The sequence below is a fragment of the Mycetocola sp. Y719 genome, assembly GCF_056713205.1.
This window is the reverse complement of record NZ_JBWYGY010000001.1, coordinates 493,645-514,644: the sequence shown is the minus strand read 5'-3', so window position 1 is coordinate 514,644 and position 21,000 is coordinate 493,645. Positions and strand designations below refer to the sequence as shown.

General features: G+C 66.2%; 17 protein-coding genes. 9 read left to right on the top strand and 8 right to left on the bottom strand.

Annotated elements, in window-relative coordinates; genetic code table 11:
* Positions 1-102: 102 nt before the first annotated feature.
* Positions 103-2,577 carry a DNA gyrase/topoisomerase IV subunit A gene (locus tag AC1M0F_RS02300; RefSeq protein ID WP_480236586.1) on the bottom strand — a complete coding sequence of 825 codons (2,475 nt, stop codon included), beginning with the start codon at positions 2,575-2,577 and terminating at the stop codon, positions 103-105.
* A gap of 80 nt (positions 2,578-2,657) precedes the next feature.
* Here AC1M0F_RS02300 and AC1M0F_RS02295 point away from each other — a divergent pair, with 80 nt between their 5' ends.
* Positions 2,658-3,797 (top strand): alkaline phosphatase family protein, encoded by a 1,140-nt coding sequence (locus AC1M0F_RS02295; RefSeq protein WP_480236585.1) that lies wholly within the window; start codon positions 2,658-2,660, stop codon positions 3,795-3,797.
* A gap of 77 nt (positions 3,798-3,874) precedes the next feature.
* On the opposite strand, the gene sepH is transcribed toward AC1M0F_RS02295, so the two are convergent.
* Positions 3,875-4,909 carry a septation protein SepH gene (gene sepH / locus AC1M0F_RS02290; protein ID WP_480236584.1) on the bottom strand — a complete coding sequence of 345 codons (1,035 nt, stop codon included), beginning with the start codon at positions 4,907-4,909 and terminating at the stop codon, positions 3,875-3,877.
* A 200-nt stretch (positions 4,910-5,109) separates the two neighbouring features.
* Here sepH and AC1M0F_RS02285 point away from each other — a divergent pair, with 200 nt between their 5' ends.
* A complete protein-coding gene (locus tag AC1M0F_RS02285; protein WP_480236583.1) occupies positions 5,110-5,403 on the top strand; it encodes a DUF4193 domain-containing protein in 294 nt (97 codons plus the stop codon).
* Here the strand turns inward: AC1M0F_RS02285 and AC1M0F_RS02280 are convergent.
* Positions 5,400-5,864: a DUF3093 domain-containing protein gene (locus tag AC1M0F_RS02280; protein WP_480236582.1), complete on the bottom strand. Its 465-nt coding sequence runs from the start codon at positions 5,862-5,864 to the stop codon at positions 5,400-5,402. The genes AC1M0F_RS02285 and AC1M0F_RS02280 overlap by 4 nt on opposite strands.
* Positions 5,865-5,903: 39 nt before the next feature.
* Here AC1M0F_RS02280 and dut point away from each other — a divergent pair, with 39 nt between their 5' ends.
* The 6 genes from dut (at position 5,904) to AC1M0F_RS02250 (ending at position 14,039) form a co-directional block, all read left to right on the top strand.
* The gene (gene dut / locus AC1M0F_RS02275; RefSeq protein ID WP_480236581.1) at positions 5,904-6,362 is read left to right on the top strand and encodes a dUTP diphosphatase; all 459 of its coding nucleotides are present in this window, start codon (positions 5,904-5,906) and stop codon (positions 6,360-6,362) included.
* On the top strand, positions 6,359-7,048 hold the full coding sequence (locus AC1M0F_RS02270) for a DUF3710 domain-containing protein (protein ID WP_480236580.1): 690 nt from the start codon (positions 6,359-6,361) through the stop codon (positions 7,046-7,048). The genes dut and AC1M0F_RS02270 overlap by 4 nt, the downstream gene beginning before the upstream one ends.
* 10 nt (positions 7,049-7,058) lie before the next feature.
* Entirely contained in the window at positions 7,059-7,796 is a 738-nt protein-coding gene (locus tag AC1M0F_RS02265) for a DUF3159 domain-containing protein (RefSeq protein ID WP_480236579.1), read from the top strand.
* 157 nt (positions 7,797-7,953) lie between these two features.
* Entirely contained in the window at positions 7,954-10,764 is a 2,811-nt protein-coding gene (gene acnA, locus AC1M0F_RS02260; protein ID WP_480236578.1) for an aconitate hydratase AcnA, read from the top strand.
* A 117-nt stretch (positions 10,765-10,881) separates the two neighbouring features.
* The gene (gene dxs / locus AC1M0F_RS02255) at positions 10,882-12,813 is read left to right on the top strand and encodes a 1-deoxy-D-xylulose-5-phosphate synthase (RefSeq protein ID WP_480236577.1); all 1,932 of its coding nucleotides are present in this window, start codon (positions 10,882-10,884) and stop codon (positions 12,811-12,813) included.
* A 56-nt stretch (positions 12,814-12,869) separates the two neighbouring features.
* Positions 12,870-14,039 (top strand): N(5)-(carboxyethyl)ornithine synthase, encoded by a 1,170-nt coding sequence (locus AC1M0F_RS02250; RefSeq protein WP_480236576.1) that lies wholly within the window; start codon positions 12,870-12,872, stop codon positions 14,037-14,039.
* A 62-nt stretch (positions 14,040-14,101) separates the two neighbouring features.
* Here the strand turns inward: AC1M0F_RS02250 and AC1M0F_RS02245 are convergent, their stop codons facing one another.
* The 4 genes from AC1M0F_RS02245 to AC1M0F_RS02230 form a co-directional block, all read right to left on the bottom strand.
* The gene (locus AC1M0F_RS02245; RefSeq protein ID WP_480236575.1) at positions 14,102-16,240 is read right to left on the bottom strand and encodes a 3-hydroxyacyl-CoA dehydrogenase NAD-binding domain-containing protein; all 2,139 of its coding nucleotides are present in this window, start codon (positions 16,238-16,240) and stop codon (positions 14,102-14,104) included.
* 5 nt (positions 16,241-16,245) lie between these two features.
* Positions 16,246-17,442: a thiolase family protein gene (locus AC1M0F_RS02240; protein ID WP_480236574.1), complete on the bottom strand. Its 1,197-nt coding sequence runs from the start codon at positions 17,440-17,442 to the stop codon at positions 16,246-16,248.
* A 73-nt stretch (positions 17,443-17,515) separates the two neighbouring features.
* Positions 17,516-18,715: an HRDC domain-containing protein gene (locus AC1M0F_RS02235; protein ID WP_480236573.1), complete on the bottom strand. Its 1,200-nt coding sequence runs from the start codon at positions 18,713-18,715 to the stop codon at positions 17,516-17,518.
* Complete coding sequence (locus AC1M0F_RS02230) at positions 18,708-19,304, bottom strand: DUF3000 domain-containing protein (protein ID WP_480236572.1); 597 nt, start codon at positions 19,302-19,304, stop codon at positions 18,708-18,710. Before AC1M0F_RS02230 ends, AC1M0F_RS02235 begins: the two co-directional genes overlap by 8 nt.
* A 26-nt stretch (positions 19,305-19,330) precedes the next feature.
* Here AC1M0F_RS02230 and AC1M0F_RS02225 point away from each other — a divergent pair, with 26 nt between their 5' ends.
* Positions 19,331-20,518 carry an alpha/beta hydrolase family protein gene (locus AC1M0F_RS02225; protein ID WP_480236571.1) on the top strand — a complete coding sequence of 396 codons (1,188 nt, stop codon included), beginning with the start codon at positions 19,331-19,333 and terminating at the stop codon, positions 20,516-20,518.
* A 6-nt stretch (positions 20,519-20,524) separates the two neighbouring features.
* On the opposite strand, the gene AC1M0F_RS02220 is transcribed toward AC1M0F_RS02225, so the two are convergent.
* Positions 20,525-20,959 carry a SufE family protein gene (locus AC1M0F_RS02220; protein ID WP_480236570.1) on the bottom strand — a complete coding sequence of 145 codons (435 nt, stop codon included), beginning with the start codon at positions 20,957-20,959 and terminating at the stop codon, positions 20,525-20,527.
* Between the last annotated feature and the right edge of the window lie 41 nt (positions 20,960-21,000).

The following is a 21,000-nucleotide window of genomic DNA, read 5'->3' as shown; positions in this document are numbered from 1 at the left end:
GTCACGGCGGTTCATCCGTCGCAAATGGCGGTTGTGACGACCGAAACCCGACATTTGCGACGGATGAAGCGTCACGACGTGGCATCCCGCCGACGTCGCAGGTCAGGCGGTGGCGATCTCGCTGCCGATGGAGCCGATCACCGAGTCGATGGCCGTTCCGGAGCCATCGCGCCGTGCGCCGGCCTCCGGAAGTGTGCGGGCGGATCCGTCTGTTCCGACGGCGTGCGCGGGGCCAGGCCCTACCCACGCGAGCGCCAGGCCGTCTTCTCCCTTAAGGAACGCGTGGGCCCGCACACCTCCGGTCGCCCTGCCCTTCGGGGGGAACTCGGAGAAGAACGAGACCTTCACCCGGCCGGGGTCGGTACCCGGGATGGTGCCAGAGGACACCGACAGGGTGGCGACGACATTCTCAGCGGACGGGTCGACCGCTCCGAAGAAGATGGCGTGCGTGTCTGCCGGCAGGTTCATACCGGTCATCCCGCCGGCCGCCCGCCCTTGCGGTCGGACCGCGCTGGCCGGGAAGTGCAACAACTGGGCCGCTGAGCTGACGAACACCAGCTCGGCGGTATCAGCCGTCTGGACAGCCCCGACGACCTCATCCGACGGCTTCAGGCCGATGAGTTCGAAGTCTGGCTTGTTCGGCCAGTCTCCCGGCGTCACCCTCTTCACCACGCCGAGTCTGGTGCCGAGCGCGATCGGTTCGCTGCTGTCGAGGGAGACCAGCGCCAGCACCCGTTCCGCCTTGTTGGGCAGAGCGAGGTAGTCGCCGATCTTCACGCCGGCAGCAAGCTGAAGGGAATTCGCGGGGACGACAGGCAGGTCGACGGCGGTGAAACGGATGAGACGGCCCAGCGACGTGACCGCACCGATCTCGGTGCGTGACGTCGTGTCGATGAACGCCCTGACGGCGTCGTGCTTGCTGCGCCTGCGGGCACGCTCCGAGGCCGGGGGTTCCTCGCCGTCGACCCGGTCGATACGCACCGCGCGGCCGGTGGTACTGAGGAAGACGCGACACGGGGTGTCCGCCACCTCGAGCTGTGCGGGCTGACGCCTCGACGCCGCTGTGGCGATGCTCGGGCGTGCCTCCGTGAGCAGGGTCCGCCGTGGCGTACCGAAGCGTTCGGCGACGTCCGCGAGCTCGTCCGAGACCTGCTTGCGGATCAGCGCCTGGCTGCCGAGGAGGCGCTCCAGTTCGGCGATCTCGAGTTTGAGTTTGTCGCGCTCGGCCTCGAGCTCGATGCGGGAGAACCGGGTGAGCCGTCGAAGACGGAGTTCGAGGATGTACTCGGCCTGGAGCACGGAGAGGTCGAAGACGTCGACCAGGCGGGTCCTCGCCTGGTCCGTGTCATCGCTCGCGCGGATGACCTGGATGACCTCGTCGATGTCGAGGATGGCAATGAGCATTCCCTCGACGAGGTGAAGCCGTTCCTTCCGCCTGGCAAGCCGGAACGCGGAGCGCCGGGTGACGACCTCGATCCGGTGATCCACATAGACCTGAAGCAGCTCACGAAGGCCGAGCGTCTGCGGCCCACCACCTACGAGTGCGACGTTGTTCATGCTGAAGCCGTCTTCGAGCGGGGTGTACCGGTAGAGCTGCTCGAGAACGGCCTGTGGGCTGAAACCGGTCTTGATGCCGATGACGAGCCGGAGCCCGTGCTTGCGGTCGGTGAGGTCGGTGACATCCGAGATGCCGCTGAGCTTCTTGTTGGTGACGCCGTCCTTGATCTTCTCGATCACGCGTTCTGGCCCCACGAGGTAGGGGAGTTCGGTGACGATCAGGCCGCTCTTGCGTGCGGAGAGACTCTCGACACTCACCTTCGCCCGGGTCTTGAAGCTCCCGCGGCCGGTCGCATAGGCATCCTTGATGCCGTCGAGGCCCACGATCGTGCCACCCGTCGGCAGGTCGGGGCCCGGCACGTACTCCATGAGCTCGTCGAGAGTGGCGTTGGGATGCGAGAGCAGGTGGCGGGCAGCACCGATGACCTCGATGAGGTTGTGCGGCGCCATGTTCGTGGCCATGCCGACGGCGATCCCGCTCGCGCCGTTGACGAGCAGGTTCGGGAACGCGGCGGGAAGGACGTCTGGCTGGGTGAGCTGGTTGTCGTAGTTGGGCACGAAGTCGACGACGTCCTCGTCGAGTTCGTCGGTCATCGCCAGCGCGGCGGCGTCCAGGCGGGCCTCCGTGTAGCGCGCGGCCGCCGGACCGTCGTCGAGGGATCCGAAGTTGCCGTGACCGTCGATCAGCGGCACGCGGAGCGTGAACGGCTGGGCCAGCCGAACGAGGGTGTCGTAGATGGCCGAGTCGCCGTGCGGGTGAAGCTTTCCCATCACTTCGCCGACGACGCGTGCCGACTTCACGTGCCCGCGGTCGGGGCGCAGACCCATCTCGGTCATCATGTACAGGATGCGACGCTGCACCGGCTTCAGGCCGTCTCGGGCGTCGGGGAGGGCGCGGGAGTAGATCACCGAGTAGGCGTACTCCAGGAACGAACCCTGCATCTCGACGGAGACATCGACGTCTTCGATGCGTTCGGTGAAGTCGTCGGCGGCCGGGGGAGGAGTCTGTGTACGGGGCATCCGGAGTTTCTCAGGGAAGGGGCAGGGGCTTCGGGCCGGGCGACCGGCGGCCGCGTCGCGGTTATGCCAGAATTGCCCGGATGGCCACCATGCTACCCACCGAGAAACCCGGCGCTCGGAGCCTTGCCGATGTTCTGCCGAATTCGGCACGCGCACTGGCCGGCGAGCCGAACGATCTCGACCTTCCTGCGGTTCGCAGCGTCGTGGTCGTGGTCGTCGACGGGCTCGGCCGATCCCAGCTCGCCGCGCGAGCAGGCCACGCCCGTTTCCTCGCGCCGCACCATCGCGAACCGCTCACGTCCGTCTTTCCGACGACGACGGCAGCGGCGCTGACAACGCTCACGACCGGTGCGATGCCTGGCAGGCATGGGCTCGTCGGTTATCGCACGCTCGACGTCGCCAACGACAGGCTCGTGAACCAGCTGACCGGCTGGGACGACGGCATGGTGCCAGAGGTGTGGCAGCGGCAGACGACCGTTTTCGACTGCGCGACGGCAGGGGGCATCCGCAGCTTCGCCGTCGGCCCGTCGAAGTTCCGGACATCCGGGTTCACCCGGGCGGTACTCCGGGGTGCGGAGTACCGAGGAGCGAACTCGCTGGGCGACCGGTTCGCCGAAGCGGCGCGTATCGTCGCAACGGGGGAACCGTCGCTCACCTATCTCTACATCCCCGAACTCGACAAGGCTTCGCACCAGTACGGCTGGGAGTCACCGCAATGGCTCAGCGGACTCGAAGCCGTCGACGCCGAGCTGCAGTCGTTTCTGCGGGGGCTCCCTCCCCGTGTCGGCGTTCTCGTCACTGCCGATCACGGATCTGTGGACGTCCCGCACGGCTCGCACATCCTGTTCGACCGGGCCCAGGAGCTGATCGCCGGGGTCCGGCACGTCGGCGGAGAGCCCCGCTGCCTCCACCTCTACCTCGAACCGGGCGCCACCGACGGCGACCGGCAGGCGCTGGCTGCCGTGTGGGAGCAGAGCGAAGGCGAACGCGCGTGGATCGCCAGTCGAGCGGATGCCATCGGTGCCGGGTTGTTCGGTGACGTGGACGACGAGGTTCTGCCGCGGATCGGTGACGTCATCGTCGCCGCGAGGAAACGCGTCGTCTACTACGACTCACGCCCGGCCGACCAGTCAGCCAGGAACATGATCGGCCAGCACGGTTCACTCACCGCCGAAGAACGAATCGTGCCGCTGGTCCGGCTGGGCGCGTTCGAGCGCTGATCGAACGGGCCGAAAGGGTCATTCGCGGAACGCACGAACAGTCGTCCGGGACCAATCGGCCCGGAACGGCGAACGCGTCAGTCCTCGTCAGTCCTCGCGCCGAAGACGATCTCGTCCCACGACGGCATCGCCGCGCGGCCGCGCTTGGGGCGCCCTGGCGCCGCAGACGCTGACGGAGACTCCGTCGGTGCTGCCGGTTCGTCACCGAGAGCCTCGAAGTCGAGCGGAACGTCCACGAGCCTCGGCGTCAGGCGCGAAACCCCGTCGTCGTCTGGCCGGTGCGCTGATTCACGCTCGCCGCGTCGCTTGCGCAGCGCTTCGAGGAGATCGGCGGTCTGATTCGACTGTGCTCCACCGTCTTCGTTGCGGTTGATGGCCGCAGCGGCCGCCGCCTTGGACGAAGACTGCGGGCGCGGGGCGATCTCGATGTGAGGAGCGAAGTCACCGTTGTCGTCCGCGTCGCGGAAGTTGAATGCACCGCTGTCGAACCGGCTCTCGTCCGGGTGAGCGTCATCCCGTTCGACCGCACGGAGACGGGGGATGAGCACCGTCGGGAGTTCCCCCTGCTTCGAGAGGGTCACGGCTTCGCCGTTGAGGGGCGCAAGTGCCTGCTTCTTCGGTTCGAAGCTCCAGCGGGCGTCGTGCTCGATGTTCGCCGCGGTGAAGGACAGCTTGACCGTCCAACCGCCCCCGGCTTCCTTCCAGCTGGTCCAGCGCTCGTCCGATGCGCTGAGCGAGTCGAGGCGGGCACGGATCGCCGAACCGAACGTCGAGTCGTCTTCCTCTGTGGTCGGTTCGACGGCTGTGAGGACCTGGACGCTGAGCGCGGCGCCGACGATGTGTTCGCGTTCGGCCAGGACGGGGCCCTCGAAGCGCTGGATGTATTCGAGGTCGGCACCGGTGAGGGTTGCGACCTCTTCGGCCGACAGGCCTGACCGGATGTGCGCCTGAACTTCGCGCGGGCTGAGCTTGGGGCCGCTCGACGGTTCCTGCCTGCTGCGTCGCACGTGCGACTGCAGCACGTCGTCGATGAGCAGACGGAATCGCTCTCCGCTGTCGGTGGCGGCTATGAGCGCGCCGTCCTCGACGCCAATGACTTTCAAGTCGTGCATGATCAACTGCCTCTCAGGCTGCGATTTGTTAGCTAAATCGTGCCACGGCTTGGCCGAATCGCTGGGAATACCGTGGGCGTGCCGCGGGTTCTGATTGCAGTGACTGAAACCGGACACGTGCCGGTTTGCTATTCAGGTCTGGATGATGCAAACTATCGCCGCCGACAGCGATCGGACGACGACATAAGAAGTGGATGGACATGGCAACGGATTACGACGCCCCCCGCAAGACCGACGATGATTCAGAGTCGATCGAGGCCCTCAAGGAGCGCGTGCCAGACAAGCTGTCCGGATCCGTCGACGTCGATGACGCTGACAACCCGGGTGGGTTCGACCTGCCTGGCGCCGACCTCTCCGACCTCGACCTCGACGTCGTCGTGCTCCCGCCGCAGGCGGACGAGTTCACCTGCGTGAACTGCTTCCTCGTGAAGCACCGCTCGCAGATCGACCACGAGTCGAAGCTGGGTCCGATCTGCGCGGAGTGCGCAGCCTAACGACCCACCTGGGCATCATCTGGCCGTTGCGATCTCACGATCGCGGCGGCCAGTTCTCGTGGATGGCGCGTCGACAGCAGCCAGTACGGCGCAGGATCCTCAGGATCATTGACCGGCACGGTGACCACTGAGTCGATCGACCCGCGGATCAGGAGCCACGCTCGGGCGTCGAGTCGCTGGCCACGTTCGAGCCGCGCTTCCTCGCCGGTGAAGGCCTGCGGCTCACCCAGCAGGGAGAGCGGGATCGACGCGCGACCGGCTCTGAGCATCCCGTCGTCGACCGAGATGATCGGCGCGCCGAAGATGAACAGACCCACGCAGCCGCCGTACAGGACGACCGCCGTTGCGATGCCTGCGGGGAACGATATCGGGGCGAGCACGAGCATGCTGGCAGGGATGACGAGGGCTGAGGCGATGAGGAGCCAGGGCGCCGGCCACAAACGTTCGCGATATCGGGTCATCGTCTCTTCTCATCCAAACTTCTGCACTACCCTCGACACGTGACCGAAAGCGTTGACGTACTCATTATCGCCCCCGAGCTCCCGGCATACGCCCACGCAGGCGACGCAGGGGCCGACCTCAGATCGACGGATGCCATCACCCTGGCACCGGGGGAACGGGCCATGGTCGGCACCGGCGTATCCATTGCGCTCCCCGACGGCTACGTGGCGTTCGTCGTCCCGCGGTCGGGCCTGGCGTCGAAGCACGGGATCACCGTTGTCAATTCTCCTGGCACCGTCGACGCCGGATACCGCGGAGAGATCCGCGTCACACTCCTCAACACCGACCAGTCGGCCCCGTACACGATCGCTCCGGGTGACCGGATCGCCCAGATGATCGTCATGCCGGTCAGCCGGGCGCGATTCGTGCCGGTCGACACGCTCCCGGGCAGCCTTCGGGGCGAGCAGGGCTTCGGCTCCACCGGGTACAGCACGCGAGAGACAGGACCCCAGTCATGAGCAAGAAGAACAAGAAGAACGACGCAGACGTGCCCGAGACGGCCGCCGAACTCGAGCCGACGACGGATGCCGCTCTGGAGACCAGCGACGTCGAAGAGCCCGGAACGGATGTCTCCAAGTCGGCACCGGACGACCGGGCCACAGAGGGGCCGCTCGACGAAGCCGAAGCGAACTCGGTTCGCCCATACATCGACCTCGGCGGCGTCAAGATCCTCCCGCGTGAAGGACTCAACCTCCGCCTCGAAGTCGAGGAGAGCACGAAGCGTATCGTCGCCGTCGGACTCGACTACGCCGGGTCCACGCTCCAGGTCCAGCCCTTCGCCGCACCGCGGAGCACCGGCCTCTGGAACGAGACCCGTGAGCAGATCCAGGAACAGATCGCCAAGCAGGGCGGCACGGCCACGGAGCGAGAAGGCGTGTTCGGCCCTGAACTCATCGCCGAGGTTCCCGTCGTGCAGGGCGCAGAGGGTGCTGCGAGCACGCGAGTCGCCCGTTTCGTCGGAGTGGACGGACCCCGATGGTTCCTCCGGGGAGTCATCGCAGGCGAAGGCGCGACCGATCCGGATGCCGCGGCGAAGGTCGAAGACCTCTTCCGCAGCATCGTCGTCGTCCGTGGTTCGGCTCCGATGCCGCCGCGCGACCTCATCCCGTTGAAGATGCCCGCGTCGGCGACGCCGACCGACTGACGACCGACCGATGACCGGTAATCCACCCGACGAACGCAAAGACCAGGCAGCGGCCGACCCGGAGACCGCCGAGGCGATCGCCGCTGCACTCGGCAATGCGGCCAGGAAGTCAGGCCTCGGCGCCCTCGCAGAGGCCGAGAAGCCGAACGGCAAGATCCTGCTCGAAGCGATGGGCGGCATCCGCGGGATCGTGGAAGCGACAGTCCCAGGCCTGCTGTTCCTGATCGTCTACACGGTGAACCAGAACCTGCCCCTGGCGCTCGGCATCTCCGTCGGGGTTGCCGCGATCTTCACCCTGCTGCGCCTGATCCAGAAGACCCCCGTGTCCTCGGCGCTCGGCGGCCTCATCGCCGCTGGCGCATCCGCCGCTCTCGCCCTGTTGACGAATCGCCCTGAGGACAACTTCGTCCTGGGCTTCGTCACCAACGGTGTCTACGCCGCTGCGCTCCTCATCTCCATCGCCGTCGGCTGGCCGATCATCGGCCTCATCGCCGGCTACCTGATGGGAGAAGGGACGGCATGGAGGCGCGTGGCGCTGAAACGTCGCATCTTCGCCATCCTCACCCTGTGCTGGGCCGGCATGTTCCTGCTCCGCCTGGCCGTGCAACTTCCGCTCTACCTCTCCGGAAACGTCGAGTGGCTGGCGGCGACGAAGCTTCTCATGGGCATTCCCCTCTATGCACCGTTGCTCATCCTGACCTGGCTGGTCGTGCGCGCGGTGTACCGCAAACTGCCAGCGGCATCCTGATAGAGTTATCTCGACATCAAGATAAATCGGGTCGTCGTTTCCCACGAATCCTGCGTCGCTGGTTAGGTTCGCCTTGCTAGCCACGCACGTGGTCGGGAAACCACTATTGACCTATGGCAGGCGCGAGCATGCCTGAGCCAACGAAGGAGAAGGCCACGTGTCTACCGTAAACAGCTTTGGGGCGAAGAACACACTCTCGGTCGGAGGCACCGACTACGAGATCTTCCGCCTGGATTCCGTCGAGGGCTACGAGAAGCTCCCGTTCAGCCTCAAGGTCCTGCTGGAGAACCTGCTCCGCACGGAGGACGGCAAGAACGTCACCGCCGAGCAGATCCGCAGCCTCGGCAACTGGGTGCCGACCGCCGAACCCGACACCGAGATCCAGTTCACACCTGCGCGTGTGGTCATGCAGGACTTCACCGGTGTGCCCTGCATCGTCGACCTTGCCACCATGCGTGAGGCCGTCGCCGAACTCGGGGGAGACCCGACCAAGATCAACCCGCTCGCCCCGGCCGAGCTCGTCATCGACCACTCGGTCATCGCCGACCTCTTCGGCACGGACGACGCCCTCGAGCGCAACGTCGAAATCGAGTACGAGCGGAACGGCGAGCGGTACCAGTTCCTCCGCTGGGGCCAGACGGCGTTCGAAGACTTCAAGGTCGTGCCGCCGGGAACCGGAATCGTGCACCAGGTCAACATCGAGTACCTGGCACGCGTCACCTACACCCGCACCGTCAACGGAGCCCTCCAGGCCTACCCGGACACTCTCGTCGGCACCGACTCGCACACCACGATGGTCAACGGCCTCGGCGTGCTCGGCTGGGGCGTCGGCGGAATCGAGGCCGAAGCCGCGATGCTCGGTCAGCCCGTGTCGATGCTCATCCCGAAGGTCGTCGGCTTCAAGCTCTCCGGCACGATCCCCACCGGAGTCACGGCAACGGACGTCGTCCTCACCATCACCCAGAAGCTGCGGCAGCACGGCGTCGTCGGCAAGTTCGTCGAGTTCTACGGTGAAGGAGTCGCCGAGGTTCCCCTCGCCAACCGCGCCACCATCGGCAACATGAGCCCCGAATTCGGCTCCACTGCCGCGATGTTCCCCATCGACGACGTGACCCTCGGCTACCTCCGGCTCACCGGGCGCAGCGAGGAGCAGGTCACCCTGGTCGAGGAATACGCGAAGATCCAGGGTCTCTGGCACGACCCGGCCGTCGAGCCCACGTTCAGCGAGTACCTCGAGCTCGACCTCTCCACGGTCGTGCCCTCGATCGCCGGCCCGAAGCGTCCGCAGGACCGGATCGAACTGAGCCGTTCGAAGGACCAGTTCGAGATCGACCTCAACAACTACGCCGACGTCGACCACGATCTCGTCGACCTCGAGATCGCGGAGTCGTTCCCGGCATCCGATCCTCCCGGAAACACCCCGGAGAACGAGCAGAGCACGCACAGCCACCACCACCGCAGCCACGCTCCGTCCACCGCGTCGAAGCCGAGCCAGGTCACCCTGGAGGACGGTTCGTCGTTCACGCTCGACCACGGTGCCGTCACCATCGCGGCGATCACGTCGTGCACGAACACCTCGAACCCGTCGGTCATGCTCGCTGCAGGCCTGCTGGCCCGCAACGCGGCGAAGAAGGGCCTCACCTCGAAGCCGTGGGTGAAGACGACACTCGCCCCCGGGTCGAAGGTCGTCACCGACTACTACGCCAAGGCCGGCCTCACCGACGACCTCGAGAAGCTCGGCTTCTACACCGTCGGTTACGGCTGCACCACCTGTATCGGCAACTCGGGACCGCTCCTCGATGAGGTCTCAGCGGCCATCAACGAGAACGACCTCGCCGTGACGGCCGTCCTCTCCGGCAACCGCAACTTCGAGGGCCGGATCAACCCGGACGTGAAGATGAACTATCTGGCGAGCCCCCCGCTCGTCATCGCATACGCTCTCGCGGGTTCGATGAACTTCGACTTCGAGACGGATGCCCTCGGCAAGGACCACGACGGAAACGACGTCTTCCTCAAGGACATCTGGCCGGACGCCGCCGAGGTGCAGGACACCATCGACACGTCGATCGACACCGACATGTTCACCCACGAGTACTCGTCGGTGTTCGAGGGAGACGAGCGCTGGCGTTCGCTGCCCACTCCGGCCGGGAACACGTTCGACTGGAACCCCGAGTCGACCTACGTCAGGAAGCCCCCGTACTTCGAGGGCATGACGATGGAAACCACTCCCGTGGCGAACATCACCGGCGCCCGCGTGCTGGCGAAGCTGGGCGACTCGGTCACCACCGACCACATCAGCCCCGCCGGTTCCATCAAGGCGGACAGCCCCGCAGGGCACTACCTGACCGACCACGGCATCGACCGCAAGGACTTCAACTCCTACGGCTCACGCCGGGGAAACCACGAAGTGATGATCCGCGGCACGTTCGCGAACATCCGGTTGAAGAACCAGCTCCTCGACGGCGTCGAGGGCGGCTACACCAGGGACTTCACCCAGGCGGACGCCCCGCAGTCGTTCATCTACGATGCGTCGCAGAACTACCAGGCCGCCGGCACCCCGCTCGTGATCCTCGGTGGCAAGGAGTACGGCTCGGGATCCTCGCGTGACTGGGCGGCAAAGGGCACAAGCCTGCTTGGCGTGAAGGCCGTCATCACCGAGAGCTTCGAGCGGATCCACCGGTCGAACCTCATCGGAATGGGTGTCGTCCCGCTGCAGTTCCCCGCAGGGGAGAGCTGGGAGTCCCTCGGGCTCGACGGAACCGAGTCGGTCACCATCACCGGCCTCGAGGAACTCAACGCCGGCACGACCCCGAAGACGGTCCACGTCGTCGCCGAGCCGACCGAACACTCGCCTGAAGGCAAGCAGACCGTCGAGTTCGACGCGGTCGTGCGCATCGACACCCCGGGCGAAGCGGACTACTACCGCAACGGCGGCATCCTGCAGTACGTGCTGCGCAGCCTGGTCTAAGGCTCTCTACCACAACGGTGCCCCTTTGCGATTCATCAGGAATCGCAGAGGGGCGCCGCGTAGAGTGAGAGGGTCGGCGCTGAGCCGGCCGCTGGAACGAAACAGAGGAGTTACGCGATGGGTCTTCTTGAGACGATCAGGGGTCCACGCGACCTCGACGCCCTCTCAAGAGAACAGCTGATCCAGCTCGCAGCCGAAATCAGGACGTTCCTCGTGAGCGAGGTGTCGCGCACAGGCGGCCACCTCGGCCCCAACCTCGGCGTCATCGAGCTGACGCTCGCCATCCACAGGGTCTTCGACTCACCGACGGATGCCATCGTCTTCGACACCGGTCACCAGTCCTACGTCCACAAACTCCTCACCGGGCGACAGGATTTCACCGGGCTCCGTGAACGGGGTGGGCTGGCAGGGTACCCGCAGCGCAGTGAGTCCCCTCACGACATCGTCGAGAGTTCGCACGCGTCGAGCTCGCTCAGCTGGGCCGACGGGATCTCGCGGGCATTCGAGATGACAGGGCAGAACCAGCGCCACGTCGTCGCCGTCGTCGGAGACGGCGCGCTGACCGGGGGAATGACCTGGGAAGCACTCAACAACATCAGCGACGACAACACCCGGAAGCTGATCATCGTCGTCAACGACAACGGTCGCTCGTACGCCCCGACCATCGGCGGCATGGCCCGCTTCCTCAACACCGTTCGGACCCGCCGCACCTACCGTGACCTCTACCTGACCAGTCAGAAGGCATTCGACCGTCTCGGCCCGCCCGGGCGGGCGGTCTACCGCGGCGTGCGCGGTGGCATGCACGGGTTCCTGGCACGATTCAGCAACAACGAAGCCCTGTACTCCAACCTGGACATCAAGTACATCGGGCCCGTCGACGGTCACGACGAGCAGGCCATGGAAGAGGCGCTCAGCCAGGCGAAGAACTACGGCGCGCCCGTCATCGTGCACGCCATCACCCAGAAGGGCAAGGGCTACGCCCCGGCCGTTCATGACGAAGCGGACCAGTTCCACGCCGTCGGCAAGATCGATCCGGAAACCGGGGAACCGATCTCGACGAGCAGCGCGCCGACCTGGACCGGTGTCTTCAGCGACACGCTCGTCCGCCTCGCCGAATCGAACGAACGCATCGTCGGGATCACCGCGGCCATGCTGCGACCGACGGGCCTGCACAAGCTCGCCGAGCGGTTCCCCGAGCGCGTGCACGACGTCGGCATCGCCGAACAGCACGCTGCCACGTCAGCCGCCGGTTTGGCGTTCGGTGGCCTCCATCCTGTCGTCGCCATCTACGCCACCTTCATCAACCGGGCATTCGACCAGATCCTGATGGACATCGCCCTGCACAAGGCGGGTGTGACCTTCGTGCTCGACCGCGCAGGTGTCACCGGGCCAGACGGCCCGTCGCACCACGGCATCTGGGACCTCGCGATCCTTCAGGTCGTCCCTGGTATCCACCTCGCTGCACCCCGAGACGCCGAGCGGCTCGAGGAAGAACTCGCCGAAGCCGTCACCGTCGACGATGCACCCACAGTGATCCGTTTCCCGAAGGGGAACGTCAGTGCCACCGTCCCGGCCGTGCGCCGGACAGCTGACGGAGTCGACGTGCTCTCCGAGCAGGGGCCGAACGACGTGCTCATCGTCGCCGTCGGCCCGATGGCCTGGCTTGGCCTGGACGTCGCCGGGCTGCTCGAGGAAGCCGGCATCGGCAGCACTGTCGTCGACCCCCGCTGGGTCGTCCCCGTCGCAGGAAGCATCGTCGAACTCGCCGACGCCCACCGACTCGTCATCACGATCGAAGACGGCGTCCGTGTCGGGGGCATCGGAACCCGGATCCGCCAGGAGCTTCGCAAAGCCGGCGTCGACACAGGTGTCGACGAACTCGGCCTGCCTGACGAGTTCCTCCAGCACGCCACCCGTGAGCAGATCCTCGAGGATGCGGGACTCACCGCCGGGAGGATCGCCGACGACGTGATCGCGCAGGTCTCCGGCCGCCGGATCCCCGTAGCACGGCCCGCCGAGGCGACCGCCGATCGACTCCAGCGAGGCTGACTCGCCCCACACCTGGCAGCGCACCGTCGCCGTCTTCCCCCGCCCAAGGAGCTCCGATGACCGACAGCCCACCAGCAGCATCCGATCGAAACCTCGTCCTGGGGGTGCTGGGCACGTCGCGCAAGAAGAACGAACGCCGGCTGCCGATCCACCCGCTGCACCTCGAACGCATCGACGCCGACCTTCGCGACCGGATCATCCTGGAGACCGGCTACGGTGAACGCTTCGGCCTCTCCGACGAGCAGCTCGCGCCGCTCGTGCACCGGATCGCCCCGAGGGAGGAACTTCTCGCCGACGCCGACATCGTGCTTCTGCCCAAACCGCAGGCAGCCGACCTCTCCGACCTGCACGAGGGCCAGGTCCTCTGGGGCTGGCCGCACTGCGTCCAGGACCGCGAGCTCACCCAGGCGGCCATCGACAAGCGGCTCACGCTCATCGCGTTCGAAGTCATGAATCACTGGACGCCAGAGGGCGGGTTCGCTCTCCACGTGTTCCACAAGAACAACGAACTGGCCGGGTACGCGTCGGTACTGCACGCGCTCGAATTGACGGGGTCGACCGGGCATTACGGTCGCCGGATGAACGCCGTCGTCATCGGGTTCGGCGCGACGGCCCGCGGGGCCGTCACCGCCCTGAATGCACTCGGTATCCACGACGTGCAGGTTCTCACCAGCAGGGGCGTCGCAGCGGTCGGTGCCCCGATCCACTCCGCCACCATCGTCCAGTTCGACCAGGACGAGGACGGATCGTTTCTCTCCGCCGTCATCGACGGAGACGAGCGCAAGCCGCTTGCACCGTTCCTTGCCGAGCACGACATCGTCGTCAACTGCACCCTGCAGGACCCGAACAACCCGGTCGTCTACCTGGAGAATGCCGACCTGTCGCTGTTCACGCCTGGCAGCCTGATCGTCGACGTCTCGTGCGACGAGGGAATGGGCTTCGAATGGGCGACCATGACGTCGTTCGACGACCCGATCTTCGAGGTCGGCGATCACATCAGGTACTACGCCGTCGACCACACGCCGTCGCACCTGTGGAATTCTGCCACCTGGGAGATCAGCGAGGCACTGCTGCCATTCCTCCGCACAGTGATGGACGGTCCGACGGACAAGGATCGCAACGAGACAGTTCGCCGCGCGGTCGAGATCCGCGACGGCGTCATCCAGAACCCCGCGATCCTCACCTTCCAGAACCGGGCTGCCGAGTACCCGCACGCGATCGGCTGACGCCGGTCAACGCAGAGAGGGACGCGAGGCACCTTGCCTCGCGTCCCTCTCTCTGTGCCGGATCAGTCCCGCAGGCCGCGGATCTCCGGGTCGTGGAAGGTTCCGCCGAACACCCGGCTGCTTGCACCGACGCGATCGAGGTACGGCGTGACGCCGCCCATGTGGAACGGCCAGCCGGCGCCGAGGATCATGCAGAGATCGATGTCCTCGGCCGCCTCGACGACCTTGTCGTCGAGCATCCGGTGGATCTCGTCGGCGAGGCCGTCCTCGAGCCGGCGCAGGATGACATCCGCCGTCAGCGGTTCGGTCCCACCCGAAACGATCTTGAGCGCTCCCTTGTCGAAGCCCTTGACCTTGCCCTTCGAATCCTTCTCGAGCAGGGTGCCGTATTCGGCCAGCTTGTGCAGGTTCTCGCTGCGGTAGAACCGTTCGGGGAAGGCGTTGTGGTGCGTGTCGAGGACGTGCGCACCCACCTTCAGGCCGACGAGGTCCAGCAGCTGCGACGGCGGCATCGGGAGGCCGAGAGGCGCGAGGGCCTGGTCGACGACCTCGAACGGCGTCCCGTGGTCGACCGCGTACATCGCCTCGCCGAGAACCTTCGCCAGGACCCGGTTGACGACGAAGCCGGGGGTGTCGCTCGTGATCACAGCGTTCTTCCGCAGCTTCGCCGCTGTCGCCATTGCCGTCGCCAGCGCTTCGGGCGTCGTGTGCGGCGTCTTCACAACCTCGATCAGCGGCATGACGGCCACCGGATTGAAGAAGTGGAAACCGACGAGGCGCTCGGGGTGCGCGAGCTTCGCGCCGATCTGCTCCACCGAGAGCGACGACGTGTTGGTCGCCAGGATGGTCGTGTCGGAGATGTGCTGTTCGACGTCGGCGAAGACGTCCTGTTTGACACCCAGCTCTTCGAAGACGGCCTCGATCACCCAGTCGCAATCGGAGAAGTCGCTCTTCTGCGTTGTCCCGGAGATCAGCGCGTTCAGCCGGTTGGACTCATCGGGTGAGATGCGCTTCTTCTCGAGGAGAGTCGCGATCTCGCCACGGATGTAGTCGAGCCCCTTGTCGACCCGGTCCTGGTCCAGGTCGGTGATGACGACGGGGACCTGCAACCGGCGGACGAAGAGGAGCGCGAACTGGCTGGCCATCAGGCCGGCGCCGATCACGCCGACCTTGGTGACCTTCTGCGCCAGAGCCTTGTCCGGCGCTCCTGCTGGTCGTTTGGCCCGCTTCTGGACGAGGTTGAAGGCGTAGTTGCTGGCCTGGAACTGGTCGCCGCAGGCGAGCGAGGCCAAAGCCTCGTCCTCACGCGCGAACGCCTCAGCCTTCGTGCCGCCCTTTGCGGCTTTGAGCAGATCGAGCGCGACGTAGGGGGCGACCGGGACGGTGCCGATCTTCGACTCCAGCATCTTCCTGGCGATCCCCACGGCTGCGTCCCATTTGACGAGACGTTCCACCTTGCCCGGCTTGTTCTTGCGCTCGACCTTGACGGTTCCTGCGAGCACCTTGCCTGCCCAGAGGAGCGAGTCCTCCAGGAAGGATGCCGCGGGGAAGATCGCGTCGGCGATGCCGAGGTGGAAGGCGTCAGAGGCCTTCAGCATCCGGTTCATCTTCAACGGGTTCTCGATGACGACCTTGAGCGCGTTCTCGATGCCGATGAGGTTCGGCAGGAGGTAGGCGCCGCCCCAACCGGGCACGAGGCCGAGGAAGACCTCGGGCAGCGCGATCGCCGGTGCGGATGCGTCGACGGTGCGGTAGTCCGCGTTGAGCGCGATCTCCAGTCCGCCGCCGAGCGCGAGGCCGTTGATGAAGACGAACGACGGCACGCCCAGGGCGGTGAGCTTGCCGAAGACGTGGTGCCCGAGTTGCCCGAGAAGAACAGCCGACTCGCGGGAGTCGACCTCGCTGACCTTGCTCAGATCGGCTCCCGCGGCAAGGATGAACGGTTTGCCGGTGATGGCGACAGCGGAGATCTCCTTCGCTGCCGCGCGCGCCTGCTGGGCGTCGAGAACGCCGCCCAGTTCGAGCAGGGTCACTGGGCCGAGGGTGTTCGGCCGGGTGTGATCGCGACCGTTGTCGATGGTGATCAACGCGATCACCGTGCCATCGGGGAGGGTGACATCGCGGACGAAGGAGTGTGTGACGACTTCGTCTTCCGCGTGGGCGAGGAGTGGGCTGAAATCGATTGTCGAGTAATCGGTCATCGCGGTTACTTCTTTCCCTTCCAGTTCGGGTTCTCCCAGATGACGCTGCCGCCCTGGCCGAGACCGACGCACATGGCCGTCAGCCCGTATCGCACGTCGGGGCGCTCGGCGAACTGAGCCGCAAGTTGAGTCATCAGTCGCACGCCTGAGGCTGCGAGGGGGTGCCCGACCGCGATCGCGCCGCCCCACTGGTTGACCCGGGGGTCGTCGTCGTCGATCCCGAAGTGGTCGAGCAGGGACAGAACCTGGATGGCGAAGGCCTCGTTGAGCTCGAACAGGCCGATGTCATCGATAGAGAGCCCGGCCTTTCGAAGCGCCTTTTCGGTGGACGGCACCGGGCCGATGCCCATGATCTCGGGCTCCACACCGGCGAACGCGAAGCTCACCATGCGCATCTTGGGCTTGAGCTTGAACTCCTTGACTGCCGGTCCGCCGGCGAGCAGGCTCACCGTTGCGCCGTCCGTCAGGGGAGACGCGGTGCCTGCGGTCACCCGGCCGTGCGGCCTGAATGGAGTCTTCAGGGTGGCGAGACCCTCCATCGTGGTTTCGGGACGAGTACCCTCATCACGCGTGGCCAGGCCCCAGCCGGAGGTGCTCTTGATTGCGACAGGGATGAGGTCCGGCTGGATCTTTCCTGCGTCGTACGCGGCCTGCAGCCTGTGCTGGCTGCGCATTCCGAAGCGGTCCGCGCGTTCTTTGGTCAGGTGCGGGAACCGGTCGTGGATTCGTTCGGCGGTCTTGCCCATGTCGAGGGCGTCAGCGGAGACGAGCTTCTCGCTGAGGAACCTCGGGTTCGGGTCGGCGTCTGCGCCGAGGGGGTGCCTGCCCATGTGCTCCACACCGCCGGCAATCGCGAAATCGTATGCCCCGAAGGCGATCGCGCTTCCCACCTGCGTCACCGCGGTCATCGCGCCGGCACACATCCGGTCGATGGCGTAGCCGGGAACGGAGCGGGGGAGTCCGGCCAGGAGGGCCGTGGTCCGTCCGAGCGTCAGCCCCTGGTCTCCCTGCTGCGTCGTGGCAGCGATCGCGACCTCATCGATCCGGTCTTTCGGCACATCCGGATTGCGCTCGAGGAGCCCGATCATCGCCTTCACGGCGAGATCGTCTGCGCGAGTGTTCCAGTACATGCCTTTTTCTCCGGCGCGACCAAACGGGGTCCGCACACCATCAACAAAAAAGACGTCGGCTATTTCGGCCACGTTGCCTCCCAATTTTCGGATTCAGGACGATCCTATGAGTGGCGAAATCTGAGCCGGAATCCTTTGATTCTTCCTACGACTCCGATTTCGGCGCCTCGGACGGCGTTTGGTTGGATTCCACAAAAGCAGCGGCGATTGCCTGTGCGGTTGCGTCAACTTGCCAGGGGCGTGCGGAGAGCGCTGCGAGGGCGTCCCCGACCGTCTCAGCGGTCACCGGTTCGGGCGGCGACCAGGCCACTCGTCGGAGTGTCTCGGGAGTCAGGAGGTTCTCCACCGGGATCGCCAGTTCTTCGGAGATCTCGGTGACGGCCTGGCGAGCCGCCTTCAGCCTGGCATCAGCCTCGGGGTTCCGATCGGCCCAGCTTCGAGGGGGCGGCAGCGTGTCTGCGGATGCCCCGCGCAGGGGAGGCAGATCCTCGGTGGTCAGTCCGCGTTCGATGGCCGCCCACCACCGTGGCAGTTCGGTCCGGGATGCCCTGCCCTTGAAGTCACGCAGCGCTGCGAGCGCGGAACGGGTACGTGGCTCAGCCTTCACAGCTGCGACGAGGGACGCGTCGGGGACGAGCCTGCCGGGAGCGGTGTCGCTCTCGCGGGCGAAGCTGTCCCTCTCGGTCCACAGTTCGCGGGCGACGGCGAGGTTCCTCGCGCCGCGCACCGTGTTGAGGCCTGACAGCCTCCGCCACGGGTCCTGGCGCTGGAGCTTCGGCTGGCGTGCGAGCGTCGCCTCGAATTCCTGGGAGGCGATGTCACGCTTGCCGCCGGCGTCGAGCATGTCGGCGAGTTTGTCCCGAACGTCGACGAGGAGTTCGACGTCGAGGGCGGCATATTCCAGCCATGCCGCAGGTAGCGGCCGGGTCGACCAGTCGGCTGCCGAGTGCTCCTTGGCGAGGTGGATTCCGAGGAGTTCTTCCACAACGGTGCCGAGTCCGACGCGGGGAAGCCCGAGGAGCCTGGCCGCGAGTTCGGTGTCGAAGATGTGCGAAGGATCCAGTCCGACTTCACGGAGGCAGGCGAGGTCCTGGCTGGCGGCGTGGAGGACCCACTCCTCAGAGGCGATCGCCTCGTTGAGCTCGTCGAACCGGCCGACAGCCGGCGGATCGAAGAGGAAGAGGCCTGCCCCCCGGCGATAGAGCTGGATCAGGTAGGCCCGCTGGGAGTACCGGTAGCCGGACGCGCGTTCGGCGTCGACGGCGATGGGCCCTGATCCTTCGGAGATGATACGGATGGTGTCGAGGTACTCATCCCTCGACTCGATGACGTGGCGTTCAGTCACGTGCCGTCCTGCGGCTAGACAACAGAGTGACACCTTCGGTTGTGGGTGGAAGCCCCGCGAGCATGCAGAGCAATTCCCCCCAGCCTTCCACATGTGAGGAGATGTCATCCTCCAACGGGGTCCATGACGCCCGCAGTTCGATCTGCGCTCCGTCGCCCTGTGCGGCGAGTTCGCCGAAACCGGTGGAGATGATCTTCGTCGCCGTGCCTGAAGCGTTGGCGTACTTCGCCGAGCGGGCGTCGAGTGCGTCGACCAGCCATGACCAGGCGACATCGGCCAGGAACGGGTCGAGACCGATCTCCGTCTCCAGCGGGGCCTGTGCGAAGCAGACGATGCGGAATGCACCGCCCCATGCCTCGGGTTCTGCCGGATCGTGCAGCAGGATGAACCGGCCTGTCCCGAGCTCGGAATCCGCGCCGTGCCTGGACGGTGTCACGTCTGCGGAGAGAGCGATCGCGAACGGTGCGAGGTTTCCGGGGGCGGCGATCTCACTGACCGCCAGTTCGGGCCGCGCCTGCGCACGACGAACCGAATCCAGTGCTCTCTGGAACTCTGCCGGAACGTCGGCACTCGTCGGAGTATCAGCCACGTTTGAGAGACTAGAGTTACTTGCCGATGAAACGACACAGCCACGCCGACCAGCCCGCCCCCCGTTCATTGGTGCGCCCCTGGCTTCTGGGCGTCGCCGTCACGGGCATCGCGGCGACCCTCGCATCCAGCGCGCTCATCGCTGTCGCAACCATCGCGCGGCGCGTGGTGACCCCTGCCCGCACCCGCTTTCGTGAGAGTGACGTCCACTCGATCGATGCGACGTCAGGAACGATCACGCTCGGCAGGAACGACGACACCACGCTACCTGGACGTTACGGTCTCTTCTATGGGGCGCCCGAACGCTATCTGCGGCTGGGCGAGATCGTCGAGTCTGTGGGCGGAACCGTCACCCGCAGGCTCGAGACCACGGCGACAGGCCTCCCGCAGAGCGGCCCTGCGACCTTCAGCGGCTGGTATTTCTCCGAGCCGGGCGAACTCGGCCTCGACTACAGCGAGATCAACGTGTCCACGCCGCTCGGCGACGCGCCCGCCTGGCTGTTTCCCGCCGAATCTCCGAACGGCCGCTGGGTGATCATCGTCCACGGCAGGGGAACCACCAGGAGCGAGTGCCTGCGGGCCGTCCCCGTCTGGCGCGCGGCCGGGTACACATCCCTCCTTGTCTCCTACCGGAACGACGGGGATGCCCCGCCGAGCCCCGACGGGATGTACGGGCTCGGTGACACCGAATGGCGCGACGTCGACGCGGCCATCGACGCAGCCGTGTCGCGCGGCGCGACCGACATCGTCCTGATGGGCTGGTCGATGGGAGGCACCATCGCTGTCCAGACGTCGCTCCGCAGCCCGAACGCGGACCTCGTGCGCGGGATCGTGCTCGAATCGCCTGTCCTGGACTGGGGGAGGGTGCTCGCGTTCCAGGCGGATGCCACACGGATCCCCGTACCGCTGAGGCTGGCGGCCATCAGCGCCATCAGCAACCCGTGGGGCAAGGCTTTCACCGGGCAGGATGCCGCCATCGATTTCCGGGGACTCGACATCGTCAGCCGATCGAATGAACTGACCCAGCCGATGCTTCTCCTTCACAGCGACGACGACGGGTTCGTTCCGTCCTCTGCATCTCACGAGCTCGCGGCTGCGCGGCCTGACCTCGTCACGTTCGAGCCGTTCACCGTCGCCCGTCACACGAAGCTGTGGAACTACGACGAAACCCGCTGGACGAACGCCATCACCGATTGGGCCAACGCGCTGGAGTGATGCTGGTCAGCGTCCGGTTCGTTCGGCGAGCTGACGTTTCGTGCGCTGGAGCATCCCGTTCATCCCGTTGAGCCGCAACGGCGACACGGCCTTGCCGAGCCCCAGCATTTGCGGGAAATCGGACGGAATCGCGAGGACCTCGTCGACGGTCAACCCGTCGACGGCCTGAGCGAGGATGCTCGCGAACCCGCGCGTCGTCGGTGCTTCCCTCGGGGCTGTTGCGTGCAGGTGGACGCCGTCGTCATCGACCTCGACGAAGATGTAGATGGGGGACTGGCACTCGACGACCCGTTCGAGCAGGTCGGGGTGGTCCGCGTAGCGTGGCGGCAGGTCAGGCAGTTCCATCGAGAACTCGAGAAGGAGTTGAAGCCGGGAACGCTCGTCGACGGCGAGGAACTCGTCGCGGATCTCGGCAAGCTGGTCGGGGAGTGTCTGGGTCATGGTGCGCCCATTCTCCCACGCCGTGATGGCAGCCGGCCGAG

Bases quoted from the DNA above. Each gene is read 5' to 3' on its own strand.
- AC1M0F_RS02285 (WP_480236583.1), top strand. From the start codon at position 5,110: ATGGCAACGGATTACGACGCCCCCCGCAAGACCGACGATGATTCAGAG.
- AC1M0F_RS02300 (WP_480236586.1), bottom strand. From the start codon at position 2,577: ATGCCCCGTACACAGACTCCTCCCCCGGCCGCCGACGACTTCACCGAA.
- AC1M0F_RS02245 (WP_480236575.1), bottom strand. From the start codon at position 16,240: ATGACCGATTACTCGACAATCGATTTCAGCCCACTCCTCGCCCACGCG.
- AC1M0F_RS02295 (WP_480236585.1), top strand. From the start codon at position 2,658: ATGGCCACCATGCTACCCACCGAGAAACCCGGCGCTCGGAGCCTTGCC.
- AC1M0F_RS02280 (WP_480236582.1), bottom strand. From the start codon at position 5,864: ATGACCCGATATCGCGAACGTTTGTGGCCGGCGCCCTGGCTCCTCATC.
- dxs (WP_480236577.1), top strand. From the start codon at position 10,882: ATGGGTCTTCTTGAGACGATCAGGGGTCCACGCGACCTCGACGCCCTC.
- AC1M0F_RS02250 (WP_480236576.1), top strand. From the start codon at position 12,870: ATGACCGACAGCCCACCAGCAGCATCCGATCGAAACCTCGTCCTGGGG.
- AC1M0F_RS02220 (WP_480236570.1), bottom strand. From the start codon at position 20,959: ATGACCCAGACACTCCCCGACCAGCTTGCCGAGATCCGCGACGAGTTC.
- AC1M0F_RS02225 (WP_480236571.1), top strand. From the start codon at position 19,331: ATGAAACGACACAGCCACGCCGACCAGCCCGCCCCCCGTTCATTGGTG.
- sepH (WP_480236584.1), bottom strand. From the start codon at position 4,909: ATGCACGACTTGAAAGTCATTGGCGTCGAGGACGGCGCGCTCATAGCC.
- AC1M0F_RS02270 (WP_480236580.1), top strand. From the start codon at position 6,359: ATGAGCAAGAAGAACAAGAAGAACGACGCAGACGTGCCCGAGACGGCC.
- AC1M0F_RS02265 (WP_480236579.1), top strand. From the start codon at position 7,059: ATGACCGGTAATCCACCCGACGAACGCAAAGACCAGGCAGCGGCCGAC.